The sequence below is a fragment of the Telluria sp. Soil_C_11 genome (assembly GCF_057657395.1).
In genome coordinates this window covers 38,403-57,254 of the sequence record NZ_JBDGIN010000006.1, presented here as the reverse complement: position 1 = coordinate 57,254, position 18,852 = coordinate 38,403, and the positions used below count along the sequence as shown (strand labels likewise).

Annotated in this window: 14 protein-coding genes and 1 tRNA gene; 9 read left to right on the top strand and 6 right to left on the bottom strand. The window is 67.8% G+C overall.

Annotated elements, in window-relative coordinates; all coding sequences use genetic code 11:
• Window positions 1-34 precede the first annotated feature (34 nt).
• The 7 genes from AC3A6M_RS11990 (at window position 35) to AC3A6M_RS11960 (ending at window position 11,502) form a co-directional block, all read left to right on the top strand.
• On the top strand, window positions 35-1,021 hold the full coding sequence (locus AC3A6M_RS11990; RefSeq protein WP_487852953.1) for a LacI family DNA-binding transcriptional regulator: 987 nt from the start codon (window positions 35-37) through the stop codon (window positions 1,019-1,021).
• Window positions 1,022-1,041: 20 nt separating this feature from the next.
• Complete coding sequence (locus tag AC3A6M_RS11985) at window positions 1,042-2,259, top strand: AGE family epimerase/isomerase (protein ID WP_487852952.1); 1,218 nt, start codon at window positions 1,042-1,044, stop codon at window positions 2,257-2,259.
• The gene (locus AC3A6M_RS11980) at window positions 2,252-3,178 is read left to right on the top strand and encodes a carbohydrate kinase family protein (RefSeq protein WP_487853168.1); all 927 of its coding nucleotides are present in this window, start codon (window positions 2,252-2,254) and stop codon (window positions 3,176-3,178) included. Before AC3A6M_RS11985 ends, AC3A6M_RS11980 begins: the two co-directional genes overlap by 8 nt.
• On the top strand, window positions 3,175-5,589 hold the full coding sequence (locus AC3A6M_RS11975; protein WP_487852951.1) for a GH92 family glycosyl hydrolase: 2,415 nt from the start codon (window positions 3,175-3,177) through the stop codon (window positions 5,587-5,589). The genes AC3A6M_RS11980 and AC3A6M_RS11975 overlap by 4 nt, the downstream gene beginning before the upstream one ends.
• 49 nt (window positions 5,590-5,638) lie before the next feature.
• Window positions 5,639-6,931: a sugar MFS transporter gene (locus AC3A6M_RS11970; RefSeq protein ID WP_487852950.1), complete on the top strand. Its 1,293-nt coding sequence runs from the start codon at window positions 5,639-5,641 to the stop codon at window positions 6,929-6,931.
• Window positions 6,932-7,086: 155 nt separating this feature from the next.
• Window positions 7,087-10,041: a bifunctional diguanylate cyclase/phosphodiesterase gene (locus AC3A6M_RS11965; protein WP_487852949.1), complete on the top strand. Its 2,955-nt coding sequence runs from the start codon at window positions 7,087-7,089 to the stop codon at window positions 10,039-10,041.
• Between the two features lie 93 nt (window positions 10,042-10,134).
• On the top strand, window positions 10,135-11,502 hold the full coding sequence (locus AC3A6M_RS11960) for a 2-hydroxycarboxylate transporter family protein (protein WP_487852948.1): 1,368 nt from the start codon (window positions 10,135-10,137) through the stop codon (window positions 11,500-11,502).
• Here the strand turns inward: AC3A6M_RS11960 and AC3A6M_RS11955 are convergent, their stop codons facing one another.
• Window positions 11,503-12,255, bottom strand: a complete 753-nt coding sequence (locus tag AC3A6M_RS11955; protein WP_487852947.1) for a hypothetical protein — start codon at window positions 12,253-12,255, stop codon at window positions 11,503-11,505.
• A 222-nt stretch (window positions 12,256-12,477) separates the two neighbouring features.
• Between AC3A6M_RS11955 and lhpI the strand changes: the two genes are divergently transcribed.
• Window positions 12,478-13,455, top strand: a complete 978-nt coding sequence (lhpI, locus tag AC3A6M_RS11950) for a bifunctional Delta(1)-pyrroline-2-carboxylate/Delta(1)-piperideine-2-carboxylate reductase (RefSeq protein ID WP_487852946.1) — start codon at window positions 12,478-12,480, stop codon at window positions 13,453-13,455.
• 55 nt (window positions 13,456-13,510) lie between these two features.
• Here the strand turns inward: lhpI and AC3A6M_RS11945 are convergent, their stop codons facing one another.
• The 5 genes from AC3A6M_RS11945 to AC3A6M_RS11925 form a co-directional block, all read right to left on the bottom strand.
• Entirely contained in the window at window positions 13,511-14,254 is a 744-nt protein-coding gene (locus AC3A6M_RS11945) for a PEP-CTERM sorting domain-containing protein (protein ID WP_487852945.1), read from the bottom strand.
• Window positions 14,255-14,511: 257 nt separating this feature from the next.
• Window positions 14,512-14,587: transfer RNA gene (locus tag AC3A6M_RS11940), tRNA-Phe, on the bottom strand.
• A gap of 43 nt (window positions 14,588-14,630) precedes the next feature.
• A complete protein-coding gene (locus AC3A6M_RS11935) occupies window positions 14,631-15,116 on the bottom strand; it encodes an acyl-CoA thioesterase (protein WP_487852944.1) in 486 nt (161 codons plus the stop codon).
• Window positions 15,116-16,579 (bottom strand): amidohydrolase family protein, encoded by a 1,464-nt coding sequence (locus AC3A6M_RS11930; RefSeq protein WP_487852943.1) that lies wholly within the window; start codon window positions 16,577-16,579, stop codon window positions 15,116-15,118. Before AC3A6M_RS11930 ends, AC3A6M_RS11935 begins: the two co-directional genes overlap by 1 nt.
• Window positions 16,580-16,663: 84 nt before the next feature.
• Complete coding sequence (locus AC3A6M_RS11925) at window positions 16,664-18,022, bottom strand: methyl-accepting chemotaxis protein (RefSeq protein WP_487852942.1); 1,359 nt, start codon at window positions 18,020-18,022, stop codon at window positions 16,664-16,666.
• 92 nt (window positions 18,023-18,114) lie between these two features.
• On the opposite strand from AC3A6M_RS11925, the gene AC3A6M_RS11920 reads away from it, so the two are divergent.
• A complete protein-coding gene (locus tag AC3A6M_RS11920; RefSeq protein WP_487852941.1) occupies window positions 18,115-18,804 on the top strand; it encodes an alpha/beta fold hydrolase in 690 nt (229 codons plus the stop codon).
• Window positions 18,805-18,852 lie beyond the last annotated feature (48 nt).

Below are 18,852 nucleotides of genomic sequence, written 5' to 3'. Positions count from 1 at the left end.
TGCACTCGATTTCACCTCATCCACAGGTGCGGCCGTGAGCCAGGTGACCCTGCGCGACATCGCGGTGACCACCGGGCTGTCGATCGGCACCGTGTCGCGCGCGCTGAAGAACCAGGCCGGCATGACCGAGGTAACGCGCGACAAGGTACGCGATGCCGCGCTGCGCCTGGGCTATGACTTCTCGCAGCTGAAGAAGGGCCGCATCCGCCGCATCGCCTTCCTGCTGCACAGCCAGCACAATACGCTGGCGTCGAGCCCGTTCTTCTCGCCGGTGCTGCATGGTGCGGAAGAAGCCTGCCGGCGCGAGGGCGTGGCCCTGTCCTTCATCGCGGTTGGCCCGGCCGAACCGGTGCTGGGCCAGATCCGCCTGCACCAGCCGGACGCGATCCTGTGCGCCGGCTTCTTCGAACCGGAAGTGCTGACCGCCCTGCAGCAGGTCGGCAAGCCGATGGTGCTGGTCGACATGCACCGCCGCGGCTTTACCTCGGTCAACCCGGACAACCTGCGCGGCGGCTACCTGGCCACCCAGCACCTGCTGCGCTGCGGCCGCAAGCGCATCGCCATGCTGTCCGGTTCGCTGGCCCACTACAGTATCCAGCAGCGCAACCGCGGCTTCCGCCAGGCGCTGTTCGACGCCAAGGTCCATGCCGACCCGGACCTCGAAGTCATCGTGCCGACCATGGGCGAAGGCGACGAGGGCGTGGTGGAAGCCATGCGCAGCCTGCTCAGCCTGCCCAAGCCCGCCGATGCGGTGTTCTGCTACAACGACAGCACGGCGCTGGCGGCCATGAAGTACTGCCTGAACGAAGGCATGAAGATTCCGCATGACATCGCCATCGTCGGTTTCGACGACATCGCCGCCGCCGCCGCCGCCATCCCCCCGCTCAGCACCATCCATGTGGACAAGGAAGCGCTGGGCCGGGCCGGGATCGAATTACTGCTCCAACAGCCAGATGAAAACCCCTCCCAGATAACCGTGCCAGTCCAGATGATCGTGCGCGAAAGCAGCTGCGACGACTGAGCACACTAACCCTGTCCACCATGACCACTCTCCCGAACTTCCGCAGCCCGGCCGTGCTGCTCGACCATGCGCAGCACACCATGCGCTTCTACCACCCGCGCGCGATCGACCCTGCCGGCGGCATGTACCACTACTTCAAGGACGACGGCGAGATCTACGACGCGCAGCACCGTCACCTGGTCAGCAGCACGCGCTTCGTGTTCACCTATGCGATGGCGTACCGCCACTTCCAGGATCCGGCCTACCTGGAAGGCGCGCGCCATGCCGTGCGCTTCGTGCGCGACGTGCACCGCGCCGCCGACGGCAGCGGCTACGCCTGGATGCTGGACGGGCGCAAGGTGGAGGACGGCACGCGCCACGCCTATGGCCTGGCCTTCGTGCTGCTGTCCTATGCGCATGCGACGATGGCGGGAATCGAGGAAGCGCGCGCGTGGATAGCCGAAGCCTTCGAGCTGATGGAGCAGCGCTTCTGGATCGAAGCGGACGGACTGTATGCCGACGAAGCCAGCGAGGACTGGAGCGTGCTCTCGACCTACCGAGGCCAGAACGCCAACATGCACGCCTGCGAAGCGCTGCAGGCGGCCTGGCAGGCCACCGGCGAGCGCCGCTACCTGGAACGCGCCTACACCGTCGCCTACAACATCACCCAGCGCCAGGCGCAGCGCTGCGGCGGCCTGATCTGGGAGCACTACAACGAAGCGTGGCAGCCCGACTGGCGCTTCAACTTCGACGATCCGGAAAACCTGTTCCGCCCCTGGGGCTACCAGCCCGGCCACTTCACGGAATGGGCCAAGCTGCTGGTGCAGCTCGAGGAGCGCGCCAAAGGCGTGCTGGAACAGGACACGGGCTGGATGCTGCCGACCGCCGAGCGCCTGTTCGGCGTCGCGGTGAGCAAGGGCTGGGACGAGGAGAACGGCGGCCTGTGCTACTCGCTGGCCCCTAGCCTGACGATCTGCGACTGGCACAAGTACTTCTGGGTGCAGGCCGAGAGCGCGGCGGCGGCGGCGCTGCTGGCGAAGCGCACCGGCAACGCGGAATACTGGGACTGGTACGAGCGCCTCTGGGCCTACAGCTGGACCCATTTCGTCGACCACCAGTACGGCGCCTGGTACCGCATCCTCGACCGCCAGAACCGCAAGCTGAGCGACGAGAAGAGCCCGGCCGGCAAGGTCGATTACCACACCATGGGCGCCTGCTACGACATCCTGACCGTGCTGGGGAAGACCGATGATGAATGAGGCTCCGCTGATGCTGTGCGCCGGCGAGGCGCTGACCGACATGATCGACCAGGGCGGCGAGCACTGGGTGAGCCGCGTCGGCGGCTCGGTGTGGAACGTGGCGCGCGCGCTGGCGGTGCTGGGCGAGCCGACCGCCTTCGCCGGCGCCATCAGCCGCGACCGTTTCGGCGACGCGCTGTGGAGCGCCAGCGAAGAAGTCGGCCTGGACCTGCGCCTGCTGCAGCGCGTGGACCGTTCGCCGCTGCTGGCGATCGTGGAAAAATGCGAGCCCCCGCGCTACTTCTTCATCGGCAACGACAGCGCCGACCTGCACTTCGACCCGGCCGCGCTGCCGGCCGGCTGGGCGGATTCGCTACGCTGGGCGCACTTCGGCGGCATCAGCCTGGCGCGCGAGCCGCTGGCCTCGAAGCTGGTCGCGCTGGCCGCACAGCTCAAGGAGAAGGGCGTGGCGATCAGCTACGACCCGAATTACCGCAACCTGATGGACGAGCGCTACACGCCGGTCCTGCAGCGCATGGCGACGCTGGCCGACGTGATCAAGGTCTCCGACGACGATTTGCGCGGCCTGTTCCCCGGCCTTGGCCTCGACGAAGCCCTGCAGCTCGTGCGCGCCTTCAATCCCGATGCCTGGTGCCTGCTGACGCGCGGCGGCCAGGGCGCCAGCCTGTACCACGGCGCCCAGCGCTGCGATGCGCTGGCGCCGAAGGTGGCGGTGGTGGACACGGTGGGCGCCGGCGACGCCAGCGTGGCCGGTCTGCTGCACAGCCTGGCGCGCCATCCCGGCCGTCCCTTGCTGTCCCACCTGCACGCCGCGCTGGCGGCCGGTTCCGCCGCCTGCCTGCAGGCCGGCGCCACCCCGCCGCCGCCCAGCGCCATGCAACGATTGTTCGAACTGCTCCAAGGAGAGACGACGCGATGAGCCGCACCCGAATCCCCCTGTTCCTGCTGGCGGCCTTCATGCTGCCGCTGGCTGCGCAGAGCGCCTCAGCGCCGAACGCCACGCCGGTCAACACCTTCATCGGCACCCAGGATGAAGGCAATACCTTCCCCGGCGCCTCGGCGCCGTTCGGCATGATCCAGGTCGGCCCGATCACCGACCATTACGCCGGCTACCGCTACAGCGACAAGCGCATCCGCGGCTTCGGCCACTCCTTCCTGTCCGGCGCCGGCTGCTGGGAGCAGGGCGGCCAGCTCTCGGTGCTGCCGGTGACGGGCAAGATCGGTCCCGGGGGCGATTTCGACACGAAAAAGGCCGACAGCTTCAACCACAAGACCTACGCCGCCGAGTACAGCCACGACGGCGAAGTCGGCCAGGCCGGCTATTACAAGGTCCAGCTCACCAGCTACGGCGGTATCACGGCCGAGTCGACCGCGCTGACCCGCGCGGCGGCCGAGCGCTATACCTTCGCTCCAGGTGCCGGCACCGGCCACGTGCTGCTCAACCTGGGCCAGGCCAACGAACGCCATTCCGTGGTCGGCAGCGAACTGCGGGTGCTGGACGACCACAGCGTCGAGGGCAAGATCGTCACCAAAAGCTTCTGCGGCGGCGCCCAGTACGCCACCTGGTTCCGCATCGTGTTCGACCGGCCCTTCGCCGCCCACGGCGTGTGGAACGAACGCGGCGGCTTCCCGGGCGCGAACGGTCCCAGCCAGCAGGGCGACAGCCGCCCGCATGGCGCCTGGCTGAGCTTCGACCTGAAGAACGGCCGCGCCGTCACCGCGGTCAGCGCGATCTCCCACGTCGACCTGGAGGGCGCGCGCGCCAACCTGCGCGCCGAAGGCATGGCGGCTGGCCGCCCGATGAGCTTCGATGCGATGCGCGACAAGGCCCAGGCGGCCTGGCAGCGCGAGCTGGGCAGCGTACGCATCGACGGCGGCAGCCAGGACGACCGCACCGTGTTCTACACCGCGCTGTACCACGCGCTGCTGCAGCCGCTGACCGGCAGCGATGCCGACGGCCGCTACCGCGGCTACGACGATGCGATCCACACCGCCAGGGACTGGACCTATTACGAGTTCTTCTCGCTGTGGGACACCTACCGCGCGCAGAACCAGCTGCTGGCCCTGCTGCGCCCGCAGCGCGCGCGCGACATCGCGAATTCGGTGCTGAAGATCCGCGAGCAGAACGGCTGGCTGCCGCGCTGGGGCTACGCCAACTTCGAGACCAACATCATGACCGGCGACCCGGTCACGCCCTTCCTGGTCGACCTGTGGCGCTTCGGCGCGCTGAAGGGCCGCGAGCGCGAAGCGTATGCGGCGCTGCGCCAGAACGCGTTCGGCGTGCCGCCGGCGCTGGTGCGCGCCCAGGGCCGTTCGGGCAACCCGAGCTACCTGAGGCAGGGCTTCGTGCAGTACGACCGCGGCTTCGTCTCGAAAGGCATGGACACCGACCCGCACCACGGCGCCTCGGCGACGCTGGAATATGCGGTGGGCGACGCCGCGCTGGCGACCATGGCCTGGGCGCTGGGCCAGGAAGACGACGCGCTGACGCTGTCGCAGCGCGCCCTCAACTGGAAGAAGGTGTGGGACCCGGCAGTGACCGACGCCCAGACCGGCCTGCGCGGCTTCCCGCGCCCGCGCCTGCTCGACGGGGCCTGGTTCAACGATGTCGACGGCACCTACGACCCGCGCAGCGAGAGCGGCTTCCACGAGGGCACGGCCTGGCAGTACCAGTGGCTGGTGCGGCAGGACATCCCGGGCCTGGCCGCGGCGATGGGCGGCCCGGCCGAGGCCCTGCGCCGCCTCGACCTGTTCTTCGACTACGACGCCCTGGTGGCCGATCCGCAGGCGGTGCGCAAGTCGTGGGTGGTCGGACCGTACAGCTATTACAGCCAGTTCCGCTACAACCCGAACAACGAGCCGGACCTGCACGCGCCCTGGGTCTACACCCTGATGGGCCAGCCCTGGAAGACCACCACCGTGCTGCGCGCCGCGGAGACGCTGTTCGGCAACGGCCCCAGCGGCGTCACCGGCAACGACGACCTCGGCACCATGTCGGCCTGGTACATCTTCAGCGCGCTGGGCATGTATCCGGACATGCCGGGCAGCGGCCGCTTCCTGCTGCATGCGCCGCGCTTCGCCCGCGCCGAGATCGACCTGGCGAACGGCCGCACCCTGCGCATCGAGGCGCCGCAAGCCAAGGTCGGCGAGCACAGCTTCGTGCAGTCGGTGAACTGGGCCGGCAAGCCGGTCTCGCGCGTGTGGCTGGACTGGGAGCAGCTGCAGGCCGGCGGCAAGCTGGAATACCGCCTCGCGCCGCAGCCGGACACGCAAGGCTGGGGCACGCATGCAGGGGACCTGCCGCACGCGCCGGCCGGGATCGCCCGGTAACACGGCAACACACATAACGACAGGCTGGCACCAGCCACAGGAGACTCGCATGGAACACATTTCGCAGCCGTCGCTACGGCCGCAATCGCACTCGGAAACCGGGAACACCGGGCCGCTGATCATCGTCACCACCCTGTTCTTCATGTGGGGCCTGCTGACCGCGCTGAACGACGTGCTGATCCCGCACCTGAAGGCGCTCTACACGCTGAGCTACGTGCAGGCGATGCTGGTGCAGTTCTGCTTCTTCGGCGCCTACTTCGCGGTGTCGCTGCCGGCCGGCATGCTGATCAAGAAGATCGGCTACCAGAACGGCGCCGTGGCCGGGCTGATCGTCGCCGCCGGCGGCTGCGCCCTGTTCTACCCGGCCTCGAACAGCGGCTACGGCCTGTTCCTGCTGGGCTTCTTCGTGCTGGCGTCCGGCATCACCATCCTGCAGGTCGCGGCCAACCCCTACGTGACCGTGCTGGGCGACGCCCGCGGCGCCTCGAGCCGGCTGACGCTCACCCAGGCCTTCAACTCGCTGGGCACCACGGTGGCGCCGGCCCTGGGCGGCATCCTGATCCTGTCGGAGAACGTCACCGACCGCGCGGCCCAGGCGGCCAGCGTGCAGGGTCCGTACCTGGTGCTGGCCGGCGCGCTGCTGGTGCTGGCGCTGCTGTTCGCCTTCGCCCGCCTGCCGAAGATCGAGCATGCCGACGACGGCGCGGTGCAAGCCTCGGGCGTCGAGAGCGCCGGCAGCGTCGGGCAGGTCGACAACGCGGCCAGGCATTCGCTGATGGCCTACCCGCACCTGGTGATGGGCGTGATCGGCATCTTCCTGTACGTGGGCGCCGAGGTGAGCATCGGCAGCTTCCTGATCAACTTCTTCGGCGAGCCGCACATCGGCGCCCTGGCGCCAGCCGCCGCCGCCCACTACGTCAGCTACTACTGGGGCGGCGCGATGGTCGGCCGCTTCATCGGCTTCGCGGTCATGCGCTACGTCAGCCCGGGCAAGGCGCTGGCGTTCAACGCCGCCATGTCGATCGCGCTGATCCTGTTCGCCATCTTCGGCCACGGCCAGGCCGCCATGTGGGCGATCATCGCGGTGGGCCTGTTCAATTCGATCATGTTCCCGACGATCTTCAGCATGGCCCTGTACAAGCTCGGCAAGTTCACCGGCCAGGCCTCCGGCATCCTGTGCATGGCCATCGTCGGCGGCGCCATCGTGCCGTTCGCCCAGGGCCTGCTGGCCGACACCTTCGGCCTGCAGTGGTCCTTCCTGCTGCCGGCGGCCTGCTATGGCTTCATCCTGTATTTCGGCATGAGGTTCGCGCGGCTGTACAGCGCAGGCGCGCAGCAGTGAAGCGCAGGCGGCTCCTGCCGGCGCTTGCAGGAGCCGGCCTGTCCGCCGTGCGCGCCATCGAAATCATTGACGTGCTCGCTCCATAAAGCCGCGCCGGAACCAACGCCCGGGGCGGCAGGTCTGACGCTTGTTGGCTTCAACAGGAGTTGGCAAGCATGAGCCCGGGTGTTCGTGACGACACCATTTCGTCGGAACTGGAGCGTACCTGCGCCCAGGAGCCGATCCACCTGCTGGGCACCGTGCAGGCCTACGGCTTCCTGATGGCGGTGGACCTGGCGAGCCGGTGCATCGTGCAGGTATCGGCGGGTATCGTGCGCCATTGGCCGGGATTGCAGGATCCCGGTGTGCTGCTCGGCAGGCCGCTGGCCGAGTGGGCTGCCGCCGTGCAGGACTCCGCGGATGGCGCCGCTGCCGTGGCCGATGCGGGGGACGGACTCGCGGCGCTGCCCACGGCCCATCCCGTGGCCTTGCCGTGGCGCCCGCGCTTCGAACAGACCAGCTTCGGACCGATGCAGCCTGTTGCGCTGGAATGGGAATGCCTCGGGCACCGCGCCGGCGCGGTCGCGATCATCGAATGGCTGCCCGTGAACGCCAGCGCGGAGGAGATGCGGCGGCAGAACCAGGTCTTCGCCGATTTCGGCGCCACCGTCGCCCGCTTGCGCAGGGCGGAGGGCCTCGACGGCTTCTTTGGCGAGTGCGTCAAGGTGATCCAGGAAATCAGCGCCTTCGACCGCGTGATGATCTACCGTTTCATGCCCGATGGGGCCGGTGAAGTCGTGGCCGAGCACACCTCGGCGGCCTACGAGAAAAAATACCTGGGCCTGCGCTTTCCCGCTTCCGACATTCCCAGCCAGGCGCGCGCGCTCTACCTGACCAACAAGCTGCGCGTGCTGGCCGACGTGGAAGCCTCGATGGATGCGCTGGTGCCGCCGGCGCTGCCGGATGGATCGCTGCTCGACCAGAGCCACGGCATGCTGCGCGGCCTGTCCCCGGTCCACCTGTCCTACCTGCGGAACATGGGCGTGCGCGCCACGCTGACCCTGTCCATCGTCTGCGACGGCAAGCTGTGGGGGCTGATCGCCTGCCATCACCATCGCCCCCGGACGCCGCCGTACCAGCTCAGGGAAGGCATGCGCCAGCTGTCCGAACTGCTGGCGGAAATCGCCAACATGCGCATCGAGGCCTTGTCGCACCTGGAATCGGTACGCCATCGCCTGACCCTGGACCGTTTGCTGGGCCAGTTCCACCAGGCCCTGATCAAGGATGGCGACATCACCACCGTGCTGGAACTATGGATGCCCCGGCTGCTGCCGGCTTTCAATGCCAGTATCCTCGGCGTGCAGATCGGTACGCTGGCCTCGGTCGGCGGCCCGGGCAGGCGCCAGGGTTCCACCCACCAGATACTCGACGAGGTCGGCGCGCGGCTGGACAAGCATGCCGCCAGGCCGATGGTCAGCACGTGGGACGACCTGCTGGCGTCGCCCGGCAGGACGCTGGCCTTCCTGCCGGAAGCCGCCGGCCTGATGGTGGCGCAACGCCATGAAGAGGACGTCATTTTCTGCTTCATGACCCGGCCGGAAGTGGTGCGCAAGGTGCGCTGGGGCGGCGAGCCTGTGAAGGACATCGTGTCCCTGCCGAATGGACGGGTGCGGCTGGAACCGCGGCGCTCCTTCGCCGCGTGGCAGGAATCGGTGCGCGGCCATGCGGATGCCTGGCTGAAGTCGGATGCGGAGGCGCTGCAACAGCTGCTGCAGATCCTGAGCGAGGTGAACAAGCTGCAGGTGAACCGGAAGATGCAGGAGACCCTGCACTGGCGGGCCCACCACGATCACCTGACCGGGCTGTACAACCGCCGGGCCATGGAGGACGAGGTCTCGCGGCGCCTCGAGGATGGCGAATACAACACCGCCCTCATGCTGCTGGACCTGGACCATTTCAAGAAGATCAACGACACCTATGGCCACGAAACGGGCGACCAGGTGCTGCAGCAACTGAGCATGCGGCTGAAGGCGGTGATGCGCGAATTCGACCTGCTGGCGCGTCTCGGCGGCGACGAATTCATGCTGCTGCTGCAGATCCCGCATCCGAGCGCCGCCACCGCCCTGACCTTTGCCGAGCGCCTGCACCAGGCCGTCGCTACGCCGTTCGACATCAAGGGCCAGCAATTCCGCCTGGGGATCTCCGTGGGCATTGCGATTCCGCCCGGGCACGGCCGCACGGTCAGCGAACTGCTGCGCCACGCCGACCTCGCGCTGTACCAGGCCAAATCCCGCGGCCGCTCCCGCAGCGTGGTGTTCGAACTGGCGATGGCGGCCGACCAGCGCGATTATTACCTGCTCGAGCGCGACCTCGACGAGGCGGTCGAGCGCAACCAGCTGGCGCTGGTGTTCCAGCCGAAGGTGGATCTCATCAGCCGCAAGGTGGTCGGCCTCGAGGCGCTGGTACGGTGGAACCACCCGACGCGGGGGCAGAACAGTCCCGGTGCATTCATTCCGATCGCCGAGAACAGCGACCAGATCATCCGCATCGACCGCTGGGTCATGCGCAGCGCGATCGCGCAACAGGCCCGCCTGCAGAACGATGGCCTGGCGATGCTGCCGATCGCGATCAACCTGTCGATCGCGGACATCCTGTCGCCGAACCTGGTCGACTACCTGACCCAGCTGCTGGAGGAATACCGGGTGCCGCCGGGTGCGCTGGAAATCGAGGTGACGGAGTCCTGCTTCATGCGCGAACTCGGCGAGACCCAGAGCGTGCTGCGGGCGCTGAACGAGCGCGGCATCGCCACCGCGCTGGACGATTTCGGCACCGGCTTTTCCTCGCTGAGCTACCTGCGCCAGTTGCCGCTGCAGTGCCTGAAGATCGATCAATCCTTCACCCGCAGCATGCTGCAGGACCCGAACGCGGAAAAGCTGACCCAGGCCATCGTCGCCATGGGCAATGCCTTGAAGATGACCATCGTGGCGGAAGGCGTGGAAACCCGGGAGCAGATGAACTGGCTGCTCGCGCATGGCTGCCACATCGGCCAGGGATATTTCTTCAGCCCGCCGGTGCCGCCCGAAGACGTGCACCAGGTGATCGAACGTATCGAAGTGCGCTTGAGCGGCTGATCGCCGGATCGTTGGATCTTCGCACTGAAAGCTAAATGAAGGGGAGGCGCGGTTAGAGTGCAGTCATATTCATCAGCACGATTACTGGTATTCATGAAAAACGCTAACCGACTCCCGCTGGAACAGACCCAGCCGCACACTCCCGCAGCCGCCGCCGCCCCCGCCCAGTCCAGGCCCCATCCGTTCTGGAAACTGATGGACATGCGCCTGGGCATCGTACCGCTGCCGGTGTATGTCCTCCTGCTGGCGCTGATCGCCGGCTTCGTCGCGACCGGCAAGGTGCCGAACGACATCTGCGTGTCGATCGCCATCCTGACCGTCGGCGGATTCTCGTGCGCCGAGCTGGGCAAGCGCCTGCCGTTCTTCCGCAACATCGGCGCCGCCGCCATCTTCGCCACCTTCATCCCGTCCTACCTGGCGTTCAGCCACCTGATCCCGGCCCCCGTGCTGAAGAACGTGGTGGACTTCACCAAATCCACCAACTTCCTCTACCTGTTCATCTCGTCGATCATCGTCGGCAGCATCCTGAGCATGGACCGCTCGGTGCTCATCAAGGGCTTCATCAAGATTTTCGTGCCGCTCGCGATCGGCTCGGTCGTGGCCGCCGTCGTCGGCACGGCCGTCGGCGTGGCGCTGGGCCAGGACGCCTTCCACACTTTCTTCTATGTCGTCGCGCCGATCATGGCCGGCGGCGTCGGTGAAGGCGCGATTCCGCTGTCGATCGGGTATGCGGGCATCCTGCACCAGGAGCAGGGCGACGTGTTCGCCCACGTGCTGCCGGCGGTCATGCTCGGCAGCCTGACGGCGATCCTGCTGTCGGGCATGTTGAACGCGGTCGGCAAGAAGCGACCGCACCTGACCGGCGAAGGCCGCCTGCAGCCGGGCGAATCGGACGACGCGAAGCCGCTGGCCGAAGTCATCCCCCTGCACATGGACATCGGCCACATCGCCGCGGCGGGCATCACCTCGATTTCGCTGTACATGGTGGGCATGCTCAGCTTCAAATTGTTCGAGTTCCCGGCGCCGGTGGTCATGCTGTTCGTGGCCGTGATCTTCAAGCTGTCGCGCGCCGTGTCGCCCCAGCTGCAGCAGAGCTCCTACGTCGTGTATAAATTCTTCTCGACGGCCGTGACGTATCCCCTGCTGTTCGCGATCGGCGCGTCGATGACGCCATGGGACAAGCTGGTCTCGGCCTTCAATGCCGTCAACCTGACCATCATCGTCTCGACGGTGGTCAGCCTGATGGCCACCGGCTTCGTGGTGGGACGCAAGATGAACATGTATCCGATCGAGGCGGCGATCATCAACGCCTGCCACAGCGGCCAGGGCGGTACCGGCGACGTCGCGATCCTGACGGCGGCCAACCGCATGCAACTGATGCCGTTCGCGCAGATCGCGACCCGCATCGGCGGCGCGATCACGGTCACCCTGACCCTGGTGGCGATGGCGAAGCTGTACTGATCAATGCCTCCTGCCGGGCATCCGTGCCCGCACGAAGTCCCAGCCCTGGCGCACCGCCTGCTTGATCCTGCTCCAGGCAGGGAACTCGCCGCGCGGGTGCCGGCGCTCCCAGCCGATCTTCAGGCTGGGCTCGGCCTCATCCCAGGTATGCTCGCGGTAGGCATCGCTGGCGCCCATGTCCTTGCCGTAGCGATAGGCCATGTCTTCGGCTTGTTGCCACGGCATCCCGCTGCCCATCGAATCCTGGTAGGTGTCGCCGTGCGGCGGCGAGTTGGCGCCCTGGGTGCCCAGGTAGCGGCCCTCCCCGAGGGAACGGAATTGCAGTGAACCCGGTTCGGTGCCCGGCGGATAGGCGCTGCTGAGCGCGGCGACGCCCGGCAGGTAAGCATCGGCGCTGAACTGGTCCGACTGCTCATGGTGTTCCTCGATGCCGGCCGGTCCGAAGCGCCCGATGATGCCGGCGGCGCGCTCGGCTTCCGGCTCGGATTCGGTGGAGAACATGACGATGTGCTGGCCGTGCACGGCCTCGCCGGACGGCTGCGCCGCATCGTCATGGTGCTTCGATCCGAACAGCCTGTCGAAGGCATGCCTGACCGAGGCGCCCAGGCCTTCGTGGTGTTCGGCGCCAGGCGTGTCGCCGGGTTCGTCCGACATGCTGACGTCGGCGTGCGTATATCCCGAGGCGAGCAATTCTTCCAGCACGTGCTGGGCATCGCTCCGGTTCGCGAAGACTGCTTTCAAGGTATGTCGCATGATGTCCCCCTGTCATCGTGGCGAGCGGGACGCGTGGGGATGCCGGAGCCCCGGCAGCGATCGCACGGTCCCCCTGGTATTCATCCTACTCCGAATTTGGCCCTGTGTAAGGTGGCTTTACGGCCATGCGCTGGCCTGGCGGGTCTCTACTGCGCGGTGGCTTCCAGTATAGTGTCTGCATCCCTGAACATTGATGCTCCGTGGCAGCAAGGTGAAGAACCCATGAAGACAATCGATCGCGACGCTACCCGGCAGGCGCTGCCGTTCGACGCACTGATCGAGGCGATCGCCCGCATGTTCGCGCGCGGATGCCAGGTGCCGCCGCGCCATGTGCATACGGTCAGCGATGGCAAGGGCGAAGGAGGGACCGTCCTGATCATGCCGGCGTGGCATGGCGATTACATGGGCATCAAGACCGTCAACATCTTTCCCGGCAACGCGGCGCACGGCCAGCCCGGCCTGTATTCCACGTATATCCTCTACAGCGCCGCGACGGGCGAGCCGCTGGCGCAGATGGACGGCAACGAGATCACGTCGCGCCGCACCGCCGCCGCCTCCGCGCTGGCGGCGAGCCACCTGGCGCGGCGCGACGCGCGGCGGCTCGTCGTGGCCGGCTCCGGGCGCGTCGCCAGCCTGGTCCCGGAGGCCTACCGGACCGTGCTGCCGATCGACGATGTCACGATCTGGAGCCGCAACCCCGGGGCGGCGCAGCGCCTGGCCGGCGGGTTGCACCTGGCGGGATGCGCCGTACGGTCCAGCACCGACCTCGAACAGGCGGTGCGCAGGGCCGACATCGTGTCCTGTGCAACCCTGGCGACAGCCCCCATCGTCCATGGCGAATGGCTCGCTCCCGGCAGCCACCTCGACCTGATCGGCGGCTTCACGCCGGCGATGCGGGAAGCGGACGATGCCTGCTTTACCGGCAGCAGCCTGTATGTCGATACGGTGGAAGCCCTGCAGAAATCGGGCGACCTGCTGGGACCGATGTCGCGCGGCGTGTTCGGCCCGGAAGATATCGCCGGGACCCTGGAAACGCTCTGCCGTACGCAGGCCGGCGGAAGGGGAGGGGCGCAGGCGCGGACCGTCTTCAAGTCGGTCGGCACGGCGCTGGAGGATCTGGCGGCGGCGATCCTGGTGTACGAAGGATCGCTTGGCTGCCCGGGAATGCGGCCTGGTTCAGTTGACGCCGTCCAGCCTTGACCGGACGGCATCGACCCGAAGGCGGCGCTGCTGCCTGAAGCCGCCATTCACCGCTTTACGAGTCCGTCTTGCGGCCGCGCCGGGACGCCAGCAGGCCCGCGCCGCCGGCGACCATCAGGAGCCAGGTGGCCGGCAGCGGCACGCCGGTCGGCGGCGGATTGCCCTCGACCGCCGTGCTCTCCACGCCGACGGTGAAGCCGTTCCAGTACTCGCTGGTCATGCTGCGCCAGGTCAGCGTGTCGAACGACCCGGTGAAGCGGATCGCGCCATGCGGTTCGCCGGTGCCGATCAGCCGGTATTCGATGTTGCCGCCGCCGAGATCGACCACCTGCTTGGACACGCTGCCGCAGCCCCAGTAGCCGCAGCTGTTGTTGCCGGGCGCGGCGGCGCCAAGGCCCGCACCGAAACTGAGGATGTCGAAGTCCTGGTTCAGGAAGGCGTAGCCGTTGCCGTTCAGGCTGACGAACGCGAATACCGGGTTGACCACCGTCTGCGAGAACGTCAGCGTCTGGTTGCCGGCGTACTGCAAGGCGATGATGTCGGTGCCGGTAGGCGGGTTGTCGACCTGGCCGCTGGTGTAAGGCGAGTTCGTCACCGGACTACGCGGCGTCCAGTAGTCGATGCCGCCACTGGGCTGGTAAAAGCCGACGCCCGCGGCATTGGTGTAAGTGACGTTGACGGTCTGCGTCTGGGTGGTGATGGTGCCGTGGCCGGTGAACCCCGGTCCGGGGTCGGTGTCGGAGCCGGTCCAGTCGGTCCAGTAGACGGGATTGGCGCTCGCCGCGGTGCCGGCAAGCATCAAGGCTAAAGCAGGGATGGCACGAAACAGCGTTGCGGTAAGACATTGCGTGGTCATGAGTTCCCCCTTGGTTGTTGTCGACCGCCTGGGTGGCAGTCGGTAGGCCGGTGCTAGCAACCTTTGTGCCAAAAAAATAAGCAGTTGATTTTTAAGGAATTGATGAGCTGGCGAACAGGGGGGCGTCAGTTTTCTCGACAGTGGCGGGTAGCTGGAAAGCAAAAACGCCACCCGAAGGTGGCGTTTTTGCTTTGAAACTTTGGTGGCCCGGGGCGGAATCGAACCACCGACACAAGGATTTTCAATCCTCTGCTCTACCAACTGAGCTACCAGGCCAAGGCGGCGAATTATAGCACGTCGCCGTACCTCTTCAATAGTCTCACGAACGCGACGCCTGCCGCTCGGCATGCTGCCGGTCCAGCGCCAGGCGCAGGTCCTTGCGGCCCTTGGCTTCCTCGAAGCGGCGCAATTCGTCCGGCGTGGACGGTTGCAGTGGCGGCACCGGCACCGGTTTCTTGTCGTCGCCGACCGCCACCATGGTAAAGAAGCAACTGTTCACGTGGCGGACTTCCTGGGTGCGGATGCTTTCGGCCAGCACCTTGATGCCGATCTCCATCGAGCTGCGCCCGGTGTAGTTGACGGCCGCCAGGAAGGTCACCAGTTCGCCCACGTGGATCGGCTGGCGGAAGGTGACCTGGTCGACGCTCATCGTCACCACGTAGGCGCCGGCGTAGCGGCTGGCGCAGGCGTAGGCGACCTGGTCGAGCAGCTTGAGGATGTGGCCGCCGTGGACGTTGCCCGAAAAATTGGCGGTGTCCGGGGTCATCAGCACCGTCATGCTGAGTTGATGGTTGGGGAGATTCATCAACGCGTCCCCACCATGCCGCGCACCGAGGCATTCAGTTTTACCGGATCGTAGCCCACGCCATCCTTGAACACGATCTCCACGTTCTCGATGTCCTGGATGCGGCGGGACGGGTCGCCGTTGACGACGACCAGGTCGGCGTTCTTGCCGGCTTCGACGGTGCCGATGCGGTCCAGCTTGCCGAGGTAGCGCGCGCCGTTCGCGGTCGCGACCTGGATCGCTTCCACGGGGCTGAAGCCCGCTTCGACCAGCAGCTCGACTTCACGGTGGTCGCCGAAGCCGGGCAGCACGCCGCCGTTGCCGGTGGGGTCGGGGCCGGCCAGCAGCATGCCGCCGGCGCGCACGAAGGCCAGCTCGAACGCCATCTCCTTCTTCAGCGCCGCCTCCAGCTTGGCCGCGCGCGCCGGTGACGAGGCGGCCGCGGCGCGGGCCGCCAGGTGGCTGCGCAGCGATTCGGCCGACATCATCGCCTGCTGCTTGCGCGAGAGCACCGGCCGCGTGGCGACGAAGGATTCGAACACCGGCAGGGTCGAGGTGATCGCCACCTTGCGCGCCACCAGTTCGCGGATCAGCTCCTGTACCTGCGGGCTCGACACCTCCAGCTTTTCCCACGAAGCCGAGACCTCGGCGCCGGATGGGCACACGTCCTTCTTGCGGTTGGGGACGAATTCCGTGTCGGTGAAGATGGGGCCGTGCTCGAGATTGTCGATGCCGATGTTCGCCGCCTGCCGGTAGTCGACCGAGCACAGGTGCCCGGTCAGCTTCGTGCCGTGCTTGTGCGCCTCGTCGACGGCGGCGGCCAGCACGTCGGCCGGGATGTTCATGTAGGCCTTGAACGAGGTCGCGCCTTCGCCGGCCCAGAAGGCCACCGTGCGGCGCGCCTGCGCGATTTCGTCCATCGCCGTCATCTGCGGGAAGTTGCTGGCCTTGCCTTCGAGGTAGGGGCCGGTCACGTCGATGTGCGGACCGGGGATCTTGCCGGCGTCGACCAGGCGGCGGATGTTCAGGTCGGTATACGGTTCGATGCTGCCGGTGGTGCGCATCGTGGTCACGCCGGCGGCCAGGTACATGCGCGGCGCCGAGAAGGCGATTTCGGTGACGAAGAAGCCCGGCGGCGGCAGCTTGTCGTCTTCGTCGAGGTTGAGCGAGGCCGTGTACATCAGGTGGTTGTGCATGCCGACCAGGCCGGGCAGCACGGTGCGGCCGCGCAGGTCGAGCACCTGGGCGCCGGCCGGCGGCGCGACCGAGGCGGCGGTGATCGCTTCGATGCGGCCGCGGCGCACGATCACGGTGCGGTCCTCGGCGGCCGGCGCGCCGGTGCCGTCGACCACGCGCACATGGGTCAGCGCCATCACGGGCGCGTCGTGGGTGATGAACTTGCGGACTTCCGCCGAGGGGGCCGGGGCCTGGGCCTGCGCCGCAAGGCCGAGGAAGGCGGCCAGCAGGGCCGGTATGTGCCTCATTCGCATGGGGTCTCCTTGTGCATGACACCGCATGCTGACATGGAAACCCCGGCGAGGCAACCGCGGGCCGGCTCGGACTTCGGCTCAGAACTCTTCCCAGTCCCCGGCCACGGCGCTGGCCGCACCCTTGCCCGAGGCCGCGCCCTTGCGCGCACGCGCGGCGCGCGGGGCCGGCGCCTTGGCCGGCGCGGCCGCGGGCTTGCCTGCGGCGACGGGCAGGGCGGGGCGGGCGGCGGCGGGCGCGGCTGCGGCGCCGACCTGGAACAGCGCCACCAGCCCGGACAGCCTGGCCGACTGTTCCTGCATCGCCAGGGTCGCGGCGGCCGATTCCTCGACCAGGGCCGCGTTCTGCTGGGTGGCGCCGTCCATCTGGGTGATGGCCTGGTTGACCTGGGCGATGCCGCTGGCCTGCTCGCGGCTGGAGGCGACGATGTCGTTCATGATGGTGCTGACGCGGTCGATGCTGGCGACGATGTCCTGCATGGTCTGGCCGGCCTTGCCGGCGAGCGCGGAGCCGTCCGCCACGCGCCCGGTCGAATCGTCGATCAGGGCCTTGATCTCCTTGGCCGCCGCGGCCGAGCGCTGCGCCAGCGCGCGCACTTCGCCCGCCACCACGGCGAAGCCGCGCCCCTGTTCGCCGGCGCGCGCCGCTTCCACGGCCGCGTTCAGGGCCAGGATATTGGTCTGGAAGGCGATGCCGTCGATGACGCCGATGATGTCGGCGATGCGCGCGGAAGACTCGTTGATCGCGCCCATGGTGTCGACCAGCTGGCCGACCATCGCGCCGCCCTGCTGGGCCACGCGGGACGCCTGGGCGGCCAGCTCGTTGGCCTGTTCGGCGTTGTCGGCGCTGTGCTGGATGCCCTGGGTCAGCTCCTCGATCGAGGACGCGGTTTCCTCGAGCGCGGCGGCCTGGTTTTCGGTGCGGCGCGACAGCTCCTGCGACTCGCTCGACATCTCCGCGATCGTTTCGCCGATCGCCGCGGTGCCCTGGCGGACCTGGCCGACGATGCCGGCCAGGCTGTCGCGCATGCGCTTCAGGCCGGCCATCAGGCTGGTCTGGTCGCCGTCCGCCACCGCCACCTCGACGCGCAGGTTGCCGGCCGCGATCTCGCCGGCCACCGCCGCCGCCAGCGCCGGCTCGCCGCCGAGGCGGCGGAACAGGGCGCGCGTGAACAGGCTGCCGGCGGCGATGCTGAAGGCCAGCGAGGCCAGGCTGAATCCGGCCAGCGCGGTAGCGCTGTCGTGGGCGCCTTCCAGTACCTGCGCGTACAAGGCCTTTTGTTCCGGCCTGTCGAGCCGCCGGGCCAGCTCGCTCGCGTCGTTCGACAGCAGCTCCAGGCGCCAGGCGGCGATGGCGGTCGACAGGAAGGAGAGGGTGATCACGATGGCGAACGCGAACCGGAGCTGGTTCCGTACGCTGGCGGTGAAGGTCGTCGGCACGTCTTTTCCTTTAGTGAGGGAAAAGGTCAATTTAAGGATGCGGAGTCCACCAGTGCCCTGAGATGGCGCAACGAATCTGCTAGGATGATTCCATGTCTGTTCTGCTCGTTCCCGGCTTCATGGCCGATGAAACCCTGTGGCGCGACCTCGAGGCGCCGCTGGCGCGCTTCGCGCCGATCCACTACGCCGACCTGCGCCACGACGCTTCGATCGCCGCGATGGCGCGCCGCGCGCTCGACGCCGCGCCGCCTTCGTTCCTGCTGATTGGTTTTTCGATGGGCGGCTACGTCGCGCGCGAGATCGCCCGCCTGGCGCCGGAGCGGGTGCGGGCGCTGGTCCTGATCGCGACCTCGACCCGGCCCGACACGCCGGCGCTGCAGAAGCGCAAGGGCGCGATCGGCAATGCCGCGCCCTCGATCGCCTTCAGTGGCCTGAGCCGCATCGCGGTCGCTTCCTCCCTGCATCCGAAGGAGCGCGGCAACGAGGCGCTGATCGAGCGCGTGCGCGCGATGGGCGCGCGCCTGGGAGGGGAAGTGTTCCGGCGCCAGTCGATGCTGGAGCGCCCCGGCGACCTGGATCGCCTGCACGAGATCCGCTGCCCGACCCTGGTGGTGGCCGCGGCCCAGGACCAGCTGCGCAGCCTGGAGGAGGCGCGCGAGCTGCAGGCCGGGATTCCCGGCGCGGCGCTCGAGGTCATCGAGGACACCGGGCACATGATCCCGATCGAGGCGCCGCAGCGGCTGGCCGGGGTGATCGTGCCGTGGCTGGAGCAGCACACCTGATACCCGGCGTGGCACGCTTGATGCCCGTCGTTCCCGCCTGCGCGGGAA